The sequence below is a fragment of the Pseudomonas sp. C1C7 genome, from assembly GCF_013359595.1.
In the GTDB taxonomy this organism is placed as follows: Bacteria; Pseudomonadota; Gammaproteobacteria; order Pseudomonadales; family Pseudomonadaceae; genus Aquipseudomonas.
Genome location: NZ_JABFMP010000012.1, coordinates 53,836 through 71,271, shown reverse-complemented (window position 1 = coordinate 71,271; position 17,436 = coordinate 53,836). Strand labels below are relative to the sequence as shown.

Here is a 17,436-nt window from a genome sequence, read left to right as displayed (position 1 = left end):
TCTGGTGGAGAGCTGCATGCAAACGTTGAACACCACACTGCTGATCATCGGCGGCGGCCCTGGCGGTTATGTAACGGCGATCCGTGCCGGCCAGCTGGGCATCCCGACCATTCTGGTCGAGGGCGAGTCCCTGGGCGGCACCTGCCTGAACATCGGCTGCATTCCGTCCAAGGCGCTGATTCATGTCGCCGAGCAATTCCATCAGACCCGGCACCACAGCCAGCATTCGGCGCTGGGCATCAACGTGTCGGCGCCGACCCTGGACATCGGCAAGAGCGTCGAGTGGAAGGACGGCATCGTCGATCGTCTGACCACCGGTGTCGCCGCGCTGCTGAAAAAGAACAAGGTCCAGGTGATTCAGGGCTGGGCCAAGGTGGTCGACGGCAAAACCGTCGATGTGGGCGATACCCGCATCCACTGCGAGCACCTGGTGCTGGCCACCGGCTCGAAAAGCGTGAACCTGCCGATGCTGCCGATCGGCGGGCCGATCATCTCCTCCACCGAAGCCCTGGCGCCGACTGCCGTGCCCAAGCGCCTGATCGTAGTAGGCGGTGGATATATCGGCCTGGAACTGGGGATTGCCTATCGCAAGCTCGGTGCCGAAGTCAGCGTGGTCGAAGCCCAGGAGCGCATCCTGCCGGCCTACGACGCCGAACTGACCCAGCCAGTACTGGAAGAACTGAGGAAACTGGGCGTGAAGCTTTACTTGAAGCATAGCGTCCAGGGCTTTGATTCCAATGCAAATACTTTGCAGGTATTGGACCAGCAAGGCGTCACCCTGAACCTGGAAACCGATCAGGTGCTGGTGGCCGTGGGCCGCAAGCCGAACACTCAGGGCTGGAACCTCGAAGCGCTGAACCTGGAAATGAACGGTGCCTCGATCAAGGTCGACAACCGTTGCCAGACCAGCATGCGCAACGTCTATGCCATCGGCGACCTGAGCGGCGAACCGATGCTCGCCCACCGGGCCATGGCCCAGGGCGAAATGGTGGCCGAGCTGATCAGCGGCAAGTCCCGCGAGTTCAACCCCACCGCCATCGCCGCCGTGTGCTTCACCGACCCGGAACTGGTGGTAGTCGGCATGACCCCGGACGAGGCCAATGCCGCGGGTCTGGACTGCATCGTCGCCAGCTTCCCGTTCGCCGCCAATGGCCGGGCCATGACGCTGGAGTCCAAAAGCGGCTTCGTGCGCGTGGTCGCCCGTCGCGACAATCATGTGATCGTCGGCTGGCAGGCGGTGGGTGCCGCCGTCTCCGAACTGTCCACCGCATTCGCGCAAAGCCTGGAAATGGGCGCGCGCCTGGAAGACATCGGCGGCACCATCCACGCCCATCCGACGCTGGGCGAGGCGGTGCAGGAAGCGGCGTTGCGTGCGCTGGGGCATGCGTTGCACATATAAAGGTCAAAAGATCGCCGCCTTCGGCAGCTCCTGCACGGGATTGCATTTTTCCTGCAGGAGCTGCCGCAGGCTGCGATCTTTTCCCTTCCCGGAAGGGGAATTTGATGAGCAGGCTAAGAAATCTGCCAATCCCCCTATCGCCCGGGCTGCGAAACAGGCCCGGAATGAAGTATTGTTGTCCCCATCCAAAAAACGTCAGAAGCCTTGTACCGTTTCGACGGTTGTTAAGTGATAGAGGGTGTCATGGGTAACGAAAGCATCAATTGGGACAAGCTGGGTTTTGACTACATCAAGACCGACAAGCGCTATCTGTCGTACTTTCGCAATGGCGAGTGGGACAAAGGCACCCTGACCGACGATAACGTGCTGCACATCAGCGAAGGCTCCACTGCCCTTCACTATGGCCAGCAATGCTTCGAAGGCCTGAAGGCCTATCGTTGCAAGGACGGCTCGATCAACCTGTTCCGTCCGGACCAGAACGCCATGCGCATGCAGCGCAGCTGCGGTCGCCTGCTGATGCCACAGGTCGACACCGACCAGTTCGTCGAGGCCTGTAAAGCCGTGGTTCGCGCCAACGAGCGTTTCATCCCGCCTTACGGCACCGGCGGCGCGCTGTACCTGCGCCCGTTCGTGATCGGCGTGGGTGACAACATCGGCGTGCGTACCGCGCCGGAATTCATCTTCTCGATCTTCTGCATCCCGGTCGGCGCCTACTTCAAGGGCGGCCTGACCCCGCACAACTTCATCATCTCCGACTTCGACCGCGCCGCGCCTCAGGGCACCGGTGCCGCCAAGGTCGGTGGCAACTACGCCGCCAGCCTGATGCCCGGCTCCCTGGCGAAGAAGGCGCACTACGCCGACGCCATCTACCTGGACCCGATGACTCACTCGAAGATCGAGGAAGTCGGTTCGGCCAACTTCTTCGGGATCACCCACGACAACAAGTTCGTGACCCCGAAATCGCCATCGGTACTGCCGGGCATCACCCGCCTGTCGCTGATCGAACTGGCCAAGTCCCGTCTGGGCCTGGAAGTGGTCGAAGGCGACGTGCTGATCGACAAGCTCTCGGACTTCAAGGAAGCCGGTGCCTGCGGTACTGCCGCGGTGATCACCCCGATCGGCGGCATCAGCTACAAAGACCACCTGCACGTGTTCCACAGCGAAACCGAAGTCGGCCCGATCACCCAGAAGCTCTACAAAGAGCTGACCGGCGTGCAAACCGGCGACGTCGAAGCGCCAGCGGGCTGGATCGTCAAGGTTTGACCTGACACCAGCGGCTAACAGAAGCCCCCCATTGCCTCGGCACTGGGGGGCTTTTTATTGGGCGCGATCAGCGGCGCTCGGCAATGCGCTTGCCCGCCCTGCCCTTGATGCCGCTGGCCTGGCCGTCCTGCTGTTTGCCGGTGCGCGCCTGGGTGATCAGTTCGGGGATCAATGCGCCTTCAGGCAGGTTCTTCCAGAACCGTGCCGGCAAATGTCCCTGCATGACTTTCGGGTTCAAACGCGCCGGGTTGAACGTGTGGCTGTAGTAGGTCAGCCACATGGCGCCGTGGGGATCGTCGGCGTTTTTCGCCAGTTGCTGCCACTCAGGCGAGCACTGTCGTTGGTAAATCAGTTGCTGGCCGTCGTAGTAAACCCCGTCGCGGGGTGTCGCGATCAGCCAGCGATGGCGGCCCATGCGGCCGATGAAGTGCTCGCTGGCACTGCGCAGGATGTCGTGGGCCGGTTCGTGCCAGGCCACGTATTCAGGCCCCTCACTCTGTGCCACCGCCACAAAGCGCACGAACGCATGTAAATGATGAGCTTCGCGCTGTACCTGCTTGATTCTCCTGGTTAATTCACTGCCAAGCCGGTCACCGGCCAGCATCGCGGTACGGTCGCCATGACTGACCCGCCAAAGCACTTCGTACAACAGGCTCCAGCGCTGATCGCCCCGGTATTGAGCGGCGTGTTCGAGGGTATCGAGCAGGGCCCGTGGAACCCGAGCCTGGAACGGCCCCTGGGTTGCTGGCGGTGCGTCATCACTGGCAAACAGATCCGCCACACTGTCACTGGCCCAACTGACCCGACTGGGGTCGACCTCGTGACTGAGCAGCCAGCGCGCCTGCTGGCGCCAGTTGTCGAACAGGTCGTCGCAATCGAGGTGAATCATCCCCACAACCCCATCTGTTGCGGCTGAGGCCGGTCGCGCAGTTGCTGGTAAAGCAGCTGACTGGTGACCTCGGCCTGCTGCGGGTGGTAATCGCTGGTAATGACGAAGGGTTTGGCCTTGGCCAGCACGCAACGCATCCGGGCCAGGTCTTCGTAACGAATCCGCCGCTCCCGGCGCAACGCCACCAGGCGTTCGGTGGTGCGCAGGCCGATGCCGGGGATTCGCGCGATCAGGGACGCCTCGGCGCGATTGAGATCCAGCGGAAACACCTCGCGATTGGCCAGTGCCCACGCCAGTTTCGGGTCGATGTCCAACGCCAGGTTCCCCGGTCCCTTGAGCAGTTCGCCGGCGGAGTAGCCGTAACTGCGCAGCAGAAAATCAGCCTGATACAGCCGATGCTCACGCATCAACGGCGGCGCGGCGAGCGGCACGCTCTTGGGGCTATGGGGAATCGGGCTGAACGCCGAATAATAGACCCGGCGCAGTTTGAAGTTGCCGTACAGCGCCTGCGCACCGTGGAGGATGGTGCTGTCGTCGGTGTCGTCGGCCCCGACGATCATCTGCGTGCTTTGCCCGGCCGGCGCGAACCGGGGCGTCCGGGGTTCGTTGAGCACGGTTTGCTCGCCGGTGTAGATGGTCCGCATCGCCTGCCTGATCGAGCCCAGCTGTTTTTCCGGGGCCAGGGTCTGCAGGCTGGCATCGGTGGGCAACTCGATATTGACGCTCAGGCGGTCGGCGTAGCGCCCAGCCTCCTCGATCAGCGCCGGATCGGCCTCGGGAATGGTCTTGAGGTGGATGTAGCCACGAAACTCATGCTCCTCGCGCAACAAGCGGGCGACGCGGACCAGTTGCTCCATGGTGTAGTCGGCGCTGCGGATGATCCCGGAACTGAGGAACAGCCCGCTGACGCAATTGCGCCGGTAGAAGTCCAGGGTCAGCGTTACCACCTCTTCCGGGGTAAAACGCGCGCGGGGGACATCGCTGGAACGGCGGTTGACGCAGTACTGGCAGTCGTAGAGGCAGAAATTGGTCAGCAGGACCTTGAGTAGCGAAACGCAGCGCCCGTCCGGCGTATAGCTGTGGCAGATGCCCATGCCGTCGGTAGAACCCAGCCCCCGCTTGCCCTCGGAACTGCGCTTGGGCGCCCCGCTGCTGGCGCAGGACGCGTCGTACTTGGCGGCGTCGGCGAGAATGCTGAGCTTGTCGATGAGTTCCATGGGGCGGGCCTGTACTGTTTGCATATACAGTAATGCGTCTGCCGCCACGAAACAACCCGGGCATTGGCCCCCGGTCGGATTACTCCAACTGCCCGACCCGCTCGGCGTCCGGCCAGAACAGCGCCGCCTGGCCCTGGTGCTCGCCATTGTGATCGAGCAACGTCCAGACCTTGCCTTCGTGAATCATGAACGCATGCCCTTGCCTGTCGACCCGATAGCCGCTGTAGCCATGGGCGATACCATTGGCCGTGACCTGTTCGAGCAGCGTCTGGCGCAGGGCGCGGTCCAGCGGCGATGCACTGAAGCGCGAGGGCATGCCGATGAATTGCTCGCGCGGGTACTTGAAGCTGGCCAGCGCCTGCTCATTGGCATAGTAGAAAACCGGATCGGCTTGCGTGCCATGGGCCAGCAAGGCGTAAGGCGCACGCGCGTGCAACCACTCAAGACGCTCGTCTTCGTTCGCAAAGGCAGGTGTTGGCAGGCCGGTGCCTGTCCAGTGGCGATAGGCGGCGTCCAATTGCTGGACCATTTCCTTGAAGTTCGACATTGGGGACTGTTCCGATGACTTTCATGGGCAGCGACCCTACTCAAGCGCGCCGAAAAAATACAGCCTTACACCGTCTCTGTAGGAGTCGTTCTGACTACGTGCAAGTCTTAATGACCAATTTTGATCCAGGTCAAAATAACCACAATCAACCTGGAACGCCCGTACTTGAAGGCCTCTCACCTTGGCCCGCTTTTTGGAATGTGAGCTGCAAAAGTTTACTGACCAAAAGGAAACCTCTGTATGAACAACGCTTTTCAAGATCGTCTGGCGGTGGTCACCGGCGCCAGTTCCGGGATCGGCCTGGCTGTCACCGAACGCCTGTTGGGCCAGGGGGCGCGTGTGCTGGCGATGTCGCGTCAGATCGGTGGATTGGGGGAATTGGCTGAACGCTTCAGGACCCAGCTTTCGTGGGTTGCGGGTGATGTGACCCAACCGGCCGACCTGGAACGCCTGGCAAAACAGGCCTCGAACATGGGCCCCGTAAGCTTCCTGGTACCGAACGCCGGTATCGCGCAACTGGCCGACGGCCTGGACCTGGCGGCCTTCGACCGGCAATGGGCGGTCAACGGTGCCGGCGCGCTGAACACCCTGGCCTGCCTGCGCGGGCATCTGGCGGCATCGGCCTCGGTGGTGTTCATCGGCACCTTCCTGGCACAGGTGACCTTCCCGGGCCTGGCCGCCTACATCGCCTCCAAGGCCGCGCTGATCCACCACGCGCGTACGCTGGCGGTGGAACTGGCGCCTCACGGCATTCGCATCAACACCGTGTCCCCGGGCCCGACCGCGACGCCCATCTGGTCGACCCTGGGATTGAAGAACGAAGAGCTGAACGCCGTGGCCAGCACGGTCAACCAGCGGTTGCTCGACGGTCAGTTTCTGGAGCCGGGGGCCGTGGCCGATGTGATCCTGTTCCAGCTTGGCAATGGCGCGCGCAACGTGATCGGCCAGGATTGGGTGGTGGATAGCGGGTATACCCTGCGCTGAAATCACCTGTAGGAGCTGCCGCAGGCTGCGATCTTTTGGTCTTGAAAAACAAAGTCAAAAGTTCGCAGCCTGCGGCAGCTCCTACAGAGTTGCTGCGTCAATCATCCCGCGTCAGAACTTCCAGCAATTCAATCTCGAAAATCAGGTTCGAGTTCGGCGTGATCTTGCCCATGCTGCGTTCGCCATAGCCCAGATGCGCCGGCACCAGCAGCTTGCGCTTGCCACCCACTTGCATGCCCATGAGCCCCTGATCCCATCCTTTGATTACACGCCCCGTGCCGATCACGCACTGGAACGGTTTGCCCCGACTGTAGGATGAGTCGAATTCGGTGCCGTCTTCCAGCCAGCCACGGTAATGGGTGGTGATCAGCGCGCCCTTGACGGCGGCCTTGCCGTCGCCTTGCTGGAGATCGATGATTTGCAGTTCTTCTTTCATGACGATGGTCTGTCTACCGGGAGTATTCGAGGGGCGTGGTTTTCCCAGAAAATCATCCGCCTGGCAACACCTCAGGCACCTTTGTCGGGGTGAGTCAGCTGCTCCAGGATTTTCTTGTCCTGCTCTTTTTTCCGGGCATCGACAGCGAAGTCCTTGTCGAAGATCGCTTCCGGCAGGATCCAGGTCGCCGTGCTGCTTTTCTTTTCAGTCACGATGCCGATCTGGTCGCCCTTGTTGAATTCAAACCAGTGAAAATCCGGAAACTGCTTCAGGTCGAGGATCTTGATCGTGCTGCCTTCCATGACTTCGATCTTCTTTTGCTCAGGATTCACGCTCACCACTTCCAGCGGTGATTGGGTAATGAGCGGCTGCGCGGACGCATGGATCTTGGTGTCATCCTTGCACCGCAGGCTGGTCGGCTGGATCTTTCCATCGGCCGAACGATGCGGGCGTTTGTCGCAATCGACGAAAATCCCCGACTGATCCACCGTCTGATTGCCCAGGTACTGTTCGCCACCGGGCATCATCAAAATCTGTTCGCCTTGCGCTGCGCCGACACCCGTCAAGAGTGCCAAAGCAATCAGGGATCTGGTCATAGCGCACCTGCCATCGGTCCGATCCACTGCGGACCCTTATTTGAATTGCTCCAAAGACCACGTGTCGCTCTTGCGCGACATGTTGGGCACATCGATTTGAGCGTAGGTCACCTGCTTCTTCGGCACTTGATACACCGTACCGAAGGAGTCGTAACGCTGCTCCTGTTTATCGGTTTTCATCAGCACCTTCTGCACCAGCACGTAATAGATCTCCTTCGTTTCGATCAGCAGTACCGCCTCTTTCACACCACCGTCCTTGCTGGTTGTCGCCGCCATCAGTTCAGGCGGAAAGTCATTGATGTGCTTTTCATCGAAGTGCAAGCGGATCGGGCGCAGCACTCCACCGTCCCGCACTTGTTGCGCCTGGAGCGTGCCGTAATGTTCGGCCACAACCGACGTACACCACAGGCCGATGATCAGGAAAATCGCGAACAGGGCTCTGTGCAGGAAGTAGGGAAAATGCCGGTTGTCGCAAGACCACCCGCCATTGAGTGCCACATAAAGGATTGCGCCGATGCCCAGCCCCGCCAGGGCCTGGACACCGAACTGCTTCGCCACGGTCCAGGCGAAGGCGAGATAGAAATACAGTGAGATATCCAGCGAAACCAGCGGTATGCCGAAGGTCTTGAAGTAATAGAACAGATGCAGCCACGAATAGAAAAACAAGTACGCACCGAACAACAAGGCCGGCCCGCCGAAGTGGGCGGAGAGTTGGGAGTTCTCCGATGCGGGCGCAGGGCTGGCAGAACCGGTAGTCATGCTGATGACCTCCTGCCGGGCGGACGATTAAGTTGCGGATAGCCTGCCACTCAAGTCTAGCCCTGGCTGCAAGATCGCGACGGCCTCCTATGGGTTGAACGCGGTCTGCGTAGGAGCGAGGCTTGCCCGCGAAGGCGCCAGAGCGGCCACACCCATTGATCCGTTTCACGCATCAATGCATGCCAACTATGCAATTAACATATCGATCCCCCTGCGCCACTATCCGCCCCAATAAGATCCGTGCGCCACAACCTGTCGGCGTACGTCATAAAAGCGGTGGAGTACTTATCGATGACAGCCACAATTCCGCGCGGACGCTCCCGGGCCAGCGCAATCTTCCGGGTCACCTCGGGCAACTTCCTCGAACAGTTCGATTTCTTTCTTTTCGGCTTCTACGCCACGCAGATCGCGTCGGTGTTCTTTCCTGCCAGCAGCGAATTCGCTTCCCTGATGATGACCTTCGCCGTATTCGGCGCGGGCTTTTTGATGCGTCCTTTGGGCGCGGTGGTGCTCGGTGCCTACATCGATGACGTCGGCCGGCGCAAGGGCCTGATCGTCACCCTGTCGATCATGGCCAGCGGCACGATATTGATTGTGCTGGTGCCCGGTTACGAAACCATCGGCCTGTTCGCCCCGGCGCTGGTGCTGGTCGGCCGGCTGCTGCAAGGCTTCTCGGCCGGTGCCGAACTGGGCGGCGTCTCGGTGTATCTCTCGGAGATCGCCACGCCCGGCCGCAAGGGCTTTTTCACCAGCTGGCAGTCCGGCAGCCAGCAAGTGGCGATCATTGTCGCCGCCGCCCTGGGTTATGCCCTCAACCAGTGGATGGCGCCCGCGGCCATCGCCGACTGGGGCTGGCGGATTCCGTTTTTCGTCGGCTGCATGATCGTGCCGTTCATCTTCCTGCTGCGCCGCAACCTGGAAGAAACCGAAGAGTTCGCCACCCGTAAACACCGCCCGAGCATGCGCGAAGTGTTCCGCACCTTGGCGCAAAACTGGGTCACCGTGTTCGCCGGCATGCTGATGGTCGCCCTGACCACCACCGCCTTCTACCTGATCACCGTGTACGCGCCGACCTTCGGCAAAACTGTGCTGCACCTGAGCACCTCCGATGCGCTGCTGGTGACTTTGCTGGTGGGTGTGTCGAACTTCTTCTGGCTGCCGATTGGCGGGGCATTGTCGGACCGCATCGGCCGTCGTCCGGTGCTGATCGCCATGGCCCTGCTGGCACTGGCGACGACCTATCCGGCGCTGTCGTACCTGGTGCAGGCACCAAGCTTCATCAACATGCTGCTGGTGCTGCTGTGGCTGTCGTTCATTTATGGCCTGTACAACGGCGCGATGATCCCGGCGCTGACGGAAATCATGCCGGTCGAGGTGCGGGTCGCGGGTTTCTCCCTGGCTTATAGCCTGGCCACGGCGCTGTTTGGCGGTTTCACCCCGGCGATGTCGACCTTCCTGATCCAGTACACCGGCGACAAAGCGGCGCCCGGCTACTGGATGAGTGTGGCAGCGCTCTGCGCCCTGTGCGCGACGCTGTACCTGTATCGCCGTGCCGGCGGCCGTCTGCAACCGGTGCTGTCGTGAAACCCGCCTTGATCGAGACCCTGTCCATGAAAAAACTGTTCAATGTCGCGGCCCTGGCGCTGCTGGTCAGCCTGGGCGCGAGCACCGTCGCCCAGGCCGAAGAGATCCGCGTGATGACCTCCGGCGGTTTCACTGCGGCCTATAAAATCCTCGGCCCGAAATTCGCCGCGTCCACCGGCAATACACTCGACACCGCACTGGGTCCGTCGATGGGCAAGGCCCCGGAAGCGATCCCCAATCGCCTGGCCCGTGGCGAGAAAGCCGATGTGGTGATCATGGTCGGTTACGCCCTGGACGACCTGATCAAGCAAGGCAAGGTCGACCCGGCGTCACGGGTCGAACTGGCGGACTCGCGGATCGGCCTGGTGGTGCGTGAAGGCGCGCCCAAGCCGGACATCAGCTCGGTGGACGGCCTGAAAAAGACCCTGCTCGACGCCAGATCCGTGGCCTATTCCGACAGCGCCAGCGGTGTCTACATCGAACAGCAGCTGTTCAAGCGCCTGGGCATCGAAGACCAGCTGAAGGGCAAATCGACCATGGTGCCCAAGATCCCCGTGGGCTCGGTGGTCGCCACCGGCGATTATCAACTGGGCTTCCAGCAGGTCAGCGAACTGCTGCCAGTGCCGGGGGTGAGTTTCGTGGCGAAGATTCCGGAGTCGGTGCAGTCCGTGACGCGCTTTGCCGCCGGGATCCCGGTGGGCGCGCAGCACCCGGCCGAAGCCAGGGCGCTGCTGGATTACCTGGCCTCCTGCGCCGCGCAACCGGATGTGAAGGCCACCGGCCTGGATTCGGTCAGTCGCTGACCGAGGGCGGCAGGACTTTCATTTCCACCACCAGCCGTTCCAGTTCCAGTGCAGCCGGGGTCAGGGTTCGACCCCGGCGCTTGATCAGGCCGACGCTGCGTATCACCTGCGGATCGGTGAGCGGCACCCGCGTCAGAATCGGGTGATCCGCTGCCGGCATCGCCATCAGCGGCACCGCCGCCACCCCCAATCCCGCCTCCACCAGACCGATCATGGTCGTCACATGCAGGGTCTCGCAGATGCTTGGCCGCTGCGGCACCACCCGCGTCAGCGCCTGATCCAGCAAGAAGCGGTTGCCTGAGGTCTTGTCCAGCGAGATGTAATCCTGCTGATAAAACTCGTCCCAGGTCACGCTGCTGCGCCCGGCCAGAGGGTGATCACGGCGGCAGGCGACCACGTAGCTTTCCTGCACCAGCGGCTCGAAATCCACCTCGGCCTCCAGAGTGCCCATGAAGCTCAGGCCGAAATCCGCCTCGCCATTGACCACCGCGCTCAGCACTTCGTGGGCGCTGGAGTCGAGCACCTTGACCTTGATCTTGGGAAATTGCTGGTGATAGCGCGCGATCACCCGGGGCATGAAGTAGTACGCCGCCGAGGGCACGCAGGCGACAGTGACATGGCCGAGACGGTTCGAGGCGACTTCACTGATGCCCAGCAAGGCGATGTCCAGATCATCCAGCAGGCGCTCGACCCGGGGCATGAAACCGCGACCGGCCTGGGTCAGGCTGACCTTGCGCGTGGTGCGCTCGAACAGCCGCACGCCGAGGGCGTCCTCGAGCTTTTCGATACGTCGGCTCAGGGCCGGCTGGGAGATGCGAACGGTGTCGGCGGCCTTGCGAAAACTCCCCTGTTCGACCACCGCGCGAAAGGCTTGCAGGTCGTTGAGGTCGAAGTTGATGGCCATGAGGTGCTCGGAAACAGACAGGATTGATCTGTCTATTCTATAAATGTAACTGATTGATGCAAAGAACAACGTCACACCGAGGGGCGAATCTCGCCCCTCGGTGAAACCGCTTATTTTTCAGCCATTTGCAGTTCCGGCAATTTGACACGGAACATTTGCGTGACGCTCAGCAATACCACGAGCCCAAGCGCCATCCAGCACAGTCCGATCACGAAGGACATGTGCGACAGGCTGGTCCACAGCCAGACGGTCGAGAGGAACCCCAAGGCAGGAATCAATCCATACAGTACGAAGTTCTTGAGCCCGGTTTTGCGCTCGTCGACCAGATAGTGCTTGATCACTGCCAGATTGACCGCCGAGAAGGCAAAGAGCGCGCCGAAACTGATCATGTTCGCAACGGTATCCAGGGTAATCACCAGGGCGATCATGGACAGCAGACTGACCACCAGGACCGCCGTCACCGGCACCCGTTTCTTCGTCATCAGGACCCCGAACACGCGAGGCAACGCGCCATCCCGGCCCATCGCGAACAACACCCGGGAAACGCTCGCCTGAGACACCATCGCCGAAGCGAAGCAGCCCGCGACATAGGTGGCCGTGAACGCCGTTACCAGCATCTCCCCGCCCACACGACGCATGACGTCCACCGATGCGGAATCGGCGTCGACGAAGGTTTTCCACTCAGGGAACACCAGTTGTGCGAAGTAAGCCACGATCACGAACAGCACACCGCCTATCAGGGTCACGGCCATGATTGCCGTGGGAATGCGATACCGGGGGTTGCGCGCTTCCTCGGCCATGGTCGACACCGCGTCGAACCCCAGGAAGGAAAGACACAGCACCGCTGCACCGGAGAACACGATCGGCAGGCTGAATTCGGAGTTGTGGAACGGCAGCATCAAGGACACATCGCTGGCCTGCGCACTGAAGCGCTGGATCGACAGCGTGACGAACACCACGATAAACGCCAGTTGCGCCACGACCAGCACCAGGTTCACCCGGTTGACCGACTCGATACCGACAAGATTGAGGAAGGTCACCAGCAGGATGGAACCCAACACCCAGACATAGGCGGGAATGGCCGGGAAATATTCCGCCATGTAGATGCCGATCAGCAGATAGCTGAGCAATGGCAGGAAGATGTAGTCCAGCAACAGCGTCCAGCCGGCCATGAAACCGAAGTAGGCGCCAAAGGTTTTCCGGGTGTAGGTGTAGACCGAGCCCGAATAAGGATGCGCCTGAACCATTCGACCGTAACTGTAGGCGGTCAACAACATGGCAGCCAGGGTGAACAGATAAGCCGTGGGCATGTTGCCCTTGGTCATTTGCGTGACCAGTCCGTAAGTTGTAAATACGGCGAGCGGCACCATGTAGGCCAGGCCGAAAAGAACGAGTGAAGGGATACCGAGGGACTTTCTGAAAGTTGCCGTATTACCGCTATGGTCACCTTCAACTGAATCGATTGAAGCCGAGGAGTTTGACGCTCTTATTTTTGTATTCATTAAGAACTCCTGAATCATGGGGAGTTTAGGATTGTTGATCTGCGCCCAAGGCAATACGAGGAAGAAAGTTCTTCCTGTCAGCTCGTCGAACTGCCGCAACCTGGACTATCAGCGTCTGACCGAGACAGGCGCCAACAATGAGTTGGCGCTGTCTATCCTTGTCTCCTTACAGGCGACCGATCTGCTGCGCAGTGCGATCGACTGCCTTGCGGGTTTTCTCTACCAACTCATCGATCTCCGCACGCCCGGCGACCAGTGCCGGCGCCATGATCATCCGGCCCAGTGTCGAACGAATGATCACGCCTTCCTCGAAACCGAAGGTGCGGCATTGCCAGGCGATGTCGTTCTCGTTGTCGAAACGCTTGCGCGTGGCCTTGTCTTCGGCGAACTGCAAGGCAGCCACGAGACCGGCGCCCTGAATCTCGCCAATCAGCGGGTGGTTGCCGAACACTTCACGCAGGCAACTTTGCAGGTACGGGCCGGTGTCGCTCTTGACCCGGGTGACGATGCCTTCATCGCGCAAGGCCTTGAGGTTGGCCACGGCCACGGCGGCGGCGACCGGGTGACCGGAATACGTCAGGCCGTGGGCGAACACGCCACCCTCTTCCACCAGCGCTTCGGCGATCCGCTTGGACAGCACCAGGCCACCCATCGGGATGTAGCCGCTGGTCAGGCCCTTGGCGATCGACAGGGTGTCCGGCTCGAATCCGAAGTGTTGGTGAGCGAACCATTCGCCGGTGCGCCCGAAGCCGCCGATCACTTCATCGGCACACAGCAGAACATCGTACTTGCGGCAGATGCGCTGGATTTCCGGCCAGTAGCTCTCAGGCGGGAAGATCATGCCGCCGGCGCCCTGGAACGGTTCGGCGATAAAGCCGGCGACGTTTTCAGCGCCCAGTTCGAGGATTTTCTCTTCCAGTTGCTGCGCGCACTTGTGCCCGAATTCGGCAGGAGTGAGATCGCCGCCCTGTGCGTACCAGTACGGTTCATCGATGTGCGCGATGTCCGGAATCATGCCGCCCATTTCGTGCATGAACTTCATGCCGCCCAGTGCCGTGGCTGCAAGCGTCGAGCCGTGATAACCGTTCCAGCGGCCGATCATGATCTTCTTCTGTGGCTTGCCTTCAATCTGCCAGAAACGGCGCACGGTGCGGATCAGTACTTCGTTGGCTTCGGAGCCGGAGTTGGTATAGATCACGTGGCTGTAGTGCTTGGGTAGCAGACTGAACAGCAACTCGGACAACTCGATCACCGCCGGGTGAGTGGTGTGGAAGAACATGTTGTAGTAAGCCAACTGATCCATTTGCGCGCTGGCCGCGGCGGTCAGGTCCCTGCGGCCATAACCCAGCTGGGTGCACCACAGGCCCGACATACCGTCCAGATAACGACGGCCATCGTTGTCCCAGAGATAAAGACCTTCACCTCGGACAATCACGCGCGGACCTTCGGCATTCAATGCCTTTTGATCCAGAAAGGCATGAATGTGATGCGCAGCATCGGACGCCTGATAATCTTCGGTGGCACGACTGAGCCTGAATGGAACATTCATATGATTTACCTTTTTATTTTTGGGTGATTAAAGTGCCCGGTTAATTATCCAGGCCTTTGTAGTTTTCCAGTGGATCCTTGAAATACACATCTCGAGCTTGGGATATCGAATGTATAAACAATGCAAACAATTCTGACTGCGAGTTGATATTCAACTTGTTGTAGGCGTTCTTTCGATGAGACTTCACCGTATCTTCGGAGATTGCAAGGCGGTCAGCCAACGACTTGGTAGAGTGCCCCTTCAATATCAGTTGAGTAATCCTGCATTCGCGCTGAGACAGGACTGAACAACCAAAACTGTTGAGTGCCGCATGTATCTTGCGGGCGAAGATGTTCTCGAACATGCCACTGAGTGCTTCGCCGCCGACGCCTTCCCAGTGTTTGTCCAGTAGCGCAAGTATCCAGGGGCTGATGAGCTTGAACTGCTGCAAGGACTCTTCGCTGAACTTTTCCCCACTGATCAATGACACCGCGATGGTGAAACCGGGAGAAATCTGCAGGATGTAGTTGAGTTCGTCGCCGATGCGGCCGTGCTGATAGAACGCCAGATAGTATTCGCTGCGCTCGAAATGGTCGGGGGCGATATCCGGCAGGTGATAACAGCCCGAGACGACGTTTTCGACGGAGATCCCATAGAACGGGTCCAGCAGATAGAAGCCCGACAGGTACTGCTTGACGCTTCCGTCAGGCCGCAAATGCCCTTCATCGTCGCGCTCGAACAGGGCCGTGGGCAGGCCATCGTGCGGGTAGAGATATAGCGTGGCCGCGTGGATGGGCGCCAGCGTACCCAATGCATTGACCAGCACACTGAAAAAGTCCGGGCGACCCACGACTTCAGTGGCTTTCGCCATCTGCTGGTACCACTGCACTGATGTAAGTCGCTGACTTTCCATTGCATGCCACCCAAGTCGGGACAAGCCCTGAAGGTTGTTTCGGAAGCCATGAAACGTGCTTCGTTAGTGGCGAGAATTCTCCCACGCGTCAAAAGAATCCGGTATCACCCTATAGGGGGAATCCGCGTTCATCACATCGCAGCCTCAAGCCAGCTAGATTCAACGGTAGATCTGCGCGAACCCCAGCCTTTATCCTTGTCGGCCGCCGTACCGAGTTGATGGAGTTTCCCCAATGCCCCAAGAAGGCTATCTGCTACAAGCCGCTGTCGTGTTTCTGCTCGCGGCAGTCCTCACCGTCCCCCTCGCCAAACGCCTGCAACTGGGCGCAGTGCTGGGCTATCTGTTCGCGGGGGTGATCATTGGCCCTTCGGTGCTGGGCCTGATTGGCAACCCGGAAAGCGTCGCCCATATTTCGGAATTGGGCGTGGTGTTGCTGCTGTTCATCATCGGTCTCGAGCTGTCGCCGCGACGGCTGTGGGTGATGCGCAGATCGGTGTTTGGCGTCGGCCTGGCGCAGGTGCTGCTCACGGGCGGGGTGCTGGGTGTGCTGGCGCTGTTCGTGTTCGGGCAACCGCTCAACAGCGCGATCGTGCTGGGCCTGGGCCTGGCGCTGTCCTCCACGGCTTTCGGCCTGCAAAGCCTGGCCGAGCGCAAGGAACTGACCAGCCCCCACGGGCGCCTGGCCTTCGCGATCCTGTTGTTCCAGGACATCGCCGCCATCCCATTGATCGCCATGGTGCCGCTGCTGGCAGGCGTGGATCACAACACCACGGCCGCGCAGGATCTGAACCACGGCCTGGAAGTATTGGGCAGTATCGCCATCGTGGTGGTCGGCGGGCGCTACCTGCTGCGCCCGGTGTTCCGCATCGTCGCCAAGAGCAATCTGCCTGAAGTGTCTACCGCCACCGCACTGCTGGTGGTGATCGGTACCGCGTGGCTGATGGGTATTGCCGGGATTTCCATGGCCCTGGGCGCCTTCCTCGCCGGCCTGCTGCTGGCGGATTCCGAATATCGCCATGAACTGGAAGCGCAGATCGAACCGTTCAAGGGCCTGTTGCTGGGGCTGTTCTTCATGAGCGTCGGCATGGGCGCCAACCTCAGCCTGCTGCTGCGCGAGCCTATCGTGGTGCTGGGCCTGACCGTGCTGCTGATCGTGGTCAAATTTCCCCTATTGTTCGTGCTCGGCCGACTGGCCGGTGGCCTGAACAAGGTCAGCGCCATCCGCTTGGGCATCGTGCTGGCGGCTGGTGGTGAATTTGCGTTCGTGGTGTTCAAGATCGGCCGTGACGCCTCGCTGTTCGATCCGCGCCTGTACGACCTGCTGGTGCTGGCCATCACCCTGTCGATGGCCATGACGCCGTTGTTGATCCTGCTCTGCGCACGGCTGGTCAGCCCGAAAGTGCAGCCGGTGGTGGTGCCGGAGAAATTCCGCGAAATCGACACCGACGAGCCGCGGGTGGTGATCGCCGGCATGGGCCGCATGGGCCAGATCGTGGCGCGGATCCTGCGGGCCCAGAACATCAAGTTCGTCGCCCTCGACACCTCGGTGGAAACCATCGAGCTGTCCCGCAGTTTCGGCGGTGTCCCGGTGTTCTACGGCGACCCGATGCGCCCGGAGATCCTCAGCGCGGCCAAGGTCGAACAGGCCGAGTACTTCGTGATCGCCACCGATGACCCGGACGCCAACATCAAGACCGCCGAACTGGTGCGCAAGCTCTACCCGCACATGAAGATCATCGCCCGCGCTCGTAACCGTCAGCACGTGCATCGTTTGATGGACGTGGGCGCTCATGCGATTCGTGAGACCTTCCATTCGAGTCTGGAGATGAGCCGGCAGACGTTGATCGGCCTTGGTTTGACCCAGGACCAGGCCGATGCGCGGATCAAGCGCTTCAGGCATCACGATGAACAGGTGCTCGAGGCCCAGCATGCGGTTTATGACGATGCGGCGAAGGTCATGCAGACCGCCCAGGAAGCGCGGGCGGAACTGGCGCGGTTGTTTGAGTCGGATGAGTTGGAAGAGCAGGCGAAGAAGCATTGAATTTGCGTTGAATGTACCGGCCTCTTCGCGGGCAAGCCTCGCGCCTGCAGAGATGTGGGTGTCCACACAAT

General features: G+C 60.6%; 16 protein-coding genes. 6 read left to right on the top strand and 10 right to left on the bottom strand.

All coding sequences use genetic code 11. The features are described 5' to 3' along the window. Positions 1–16 precede the first annotated feature (16 nt). Both lpdA and HNO86_RS12480 read left to right on the top strand, forming a co-directional pair. Entirely contained in the window at positions 17–1,399 is a 1,383-nt protein-coding gene (gene lpdA / locus HNO86_RS12485; RefSeq protein ID WP_175377258.1) for a dihydrolipoyl dehydrogenase, read from the top strand. Between the two features lie 243 nt (positions 1,400–1,642). Continuing rightward, a complete protein-coding gene (locus tag HNO86_RS12480) occupies positions 1,643–2,662 on the top strand; it encodes a branched-chain amino acid aminotransferase (RefSeq protein WP_175377257.1) in 1,020 nt (339 codons plus the stop codon). 67 nt (positions 2,663–2,729) lie between these two features. Here HNO86_RS12480 and HNO86_RS12475 read toward each other — a convergent pair whose 3' ends face one another. The 3 genes from HNO86_RS12475 to HNO86_RS12465 form a co-directional block, all read right to left on the bottom strand. Then, positions 2,730–3,551 carry a TIGR03915 family putative DNA repair protein gene (locus tag HNO86_RS12475; protein ID WP_175377256.1) on the bottom strand — a complete coding sequence of 274 codons (822 nt, stop codon included), beginning with the start codon at positions 3,549–3,551 and terminating at the stop codon, positions 2,730–2,732. After that, complete coding sequence (locus HNO86_RS12470) at positions 3,548–4,768, bottom strand: putative DNA modification/repair radical SAM protein (RefSeq protein WP_175377255.1); 1,221 nt, start codon at positions 4,766–4,768, stop codon at positions 3,548–3,550. Before HNO86_RS12470 ends, HNO86_RS12475 begins: the two co-directional genes overlap by 4 nt. Positions 4,769–4,847: 79 nt before the next feature. Further along, complete coding sequence (locus tag HNO86_RS12465; RefSeq protein WP_175377254.1) at positions 4,848–5,315, bottom strand: MEKHLA domain-containing protein; 468 nt, start codon at positions 5,313–5,315, stop codon at positions 4,848–4,850. Between the two features lie 240 nt (positions 5,316–5,555). On the opposite strand from HNO86_RS12465, the gene HNO86_RS12460 reads away from it, so the two are divergent. After that, positions 5,556–6,299, top strand: coding sequence for an SDR family NAD(P)-dependent oxidoreductase (locus tag HNO86_RS12460; protein WP_175377253.1), 744 nt, complete (start codon positions 5,556–5,558; stop codon positions 6,297–6,299). A gap of 97 nt (positions 6,300–6,396) precedes the next feature. Here HNO86_RS12460 and HNO86_RS12455 read toward each other — a convergent pair whose 3' ends face one another. The 3 genes from HNO86_RS12455 to HNO86_RS12445 form a co-directional block, all read right to left on the bottom strand. Then, entirely contained in the window at positions 6,397–6,735 is a 339-nt protein-coding gene (locus HNO86_RS12455) for an FKBP-type peptidyl-prolyl cis-trans isomerase (protein WP_175377252.1), read from the bottom strand. A gap of 71 nt (positions 6,736–6,806) precedes the next feature. Continuing rightward, the gene (locus HNO86_RS12450; RefSeq protein WP_175377251.1) at positions 6,807–7,358 is read right to left on the bottom strand and encodes a hypothetical protein; all 552 of its coding nucleotides are present in this window, start codon (positions 7,356–7,358) and stop codon (positions 6,807–6,809) included. A 9-nt stretch (positions 7,359–7,367) separates the two neighbouring features. After that, positions 7,368–8,090, bottom strand: coding sequence for a hypothetical protein (locus tag HNO86_RS12445; RefSeq protein ID WP_175377250.1), 723 nt, complete (start codon positions 8,088–8,090; stop codon positions 7,368–7,370). A 291-nt stretch (positions 8,091–8,381) separates the two neighbouring features. Between HNO86_RS12445 and HNO86_RS12440 the strand changes: the two genes are divergently transcribed. Both HNO86_RS12440 and HNO86_RS12435 read left to right on the top strand, forming a co-directional pair. Continuing rightward, positions 8,382–9,674 carry an MFS transporter gene (locus tag HNO86_RS12440; RefSeq protein WP_175377249.1) on the top strand — a complete coding sequence of 431 codons (1,293 nt, stop codon included), beginning with the start codon at positions 8,382–8,384 and terminating at the stop codon, positions 9,672–9,674. Positions 9,675–9,700: 26 nt separating this feature from the next. Next, the gene (locus HNO86_RS12435; RefSeq protein WP_175377342.1) at positions 9,701–10,477 is read left to right on the top strand and encodes a substrate-binding domain-containing protein; all 777 of its coding nucleotides are present in this window, start codon (positions 9,701–9,703) and stop codon (positions 10,475–10,477) included. Here HNO86_RS12435 and HNO86_RS12430 read toward each other — a convergent pair. From HNO86_RS12430 to HNO86_RS12415, 4 genes are all read right to left on the bottom strand, one after another. Further along, on the bottom strand, positions 10,467–11,381 hold the full coding sequence (locus HNO86_RS12430; RefSeq protein ID WP_175377248.1) for a LysR family transcriptional regulator: 915 nt from the start codon (positions 11,379–11,381) through the stop codon (positions 10,467–10,469). The two genes, HNO86_RS12435 and HNO86_RS12430, sit on opposite strands and share 11 nt — an antisense overlap. A 110-nt stretch (positions 11,382–11,491) precedes the next feature. After that, positions 11,492–12,883 (bottom strand): APC family permease, encoded by a 1,392-nt coding sequence (locus tag HNO86_RS12425; protein WP_175377341.1) that lies wholly within the window; start codon positions 12,881–12,883, stop codon positions 11,492–11,494. A gap of 166 nt (positions 12,884–13,049) precedes the next feature. After that, entirely contained in the window at positions 13,050–14,432 is a 1,383-nt protein-coding gene (locus tag HNO86_RS12420; protein WP_175377247.1) for an aspartate aminotransferase family protein, read from the bottom strand. A 40-nt stretch (positions 14,433–14,472) separates the two neighbouring features. After that, on the bottom strand, positions 14,473–15,324 hold the full coding sequence (locus HNO86_RS12415) for a response regulator transcription factor (RefSeq protein ID WP_175377246.1): 852 nt from the start codon (positions 15,322–15,324) through the stop codon (positions 14,473–14,475). A gap of 232 nt (positions 15,325–15,556) precedes the next feature. Between HNO86_RS12415 and HNO86_RS12410 the strand changes: the two genes are divergently transcribed. Further along, positions 15,557–17,365, top strand: coding sequence for a monovalent cation:proton antiporter-2 (CPA2) family protein (locus tag HNO86_RS12410; protein WP_175377245.1), 1,809 nt, complete (start codon positions 15,557–15,559; stop codon positions 17,363–17,365). Positions 17,366–17,436: the final 71 nt, after the last annotated feature.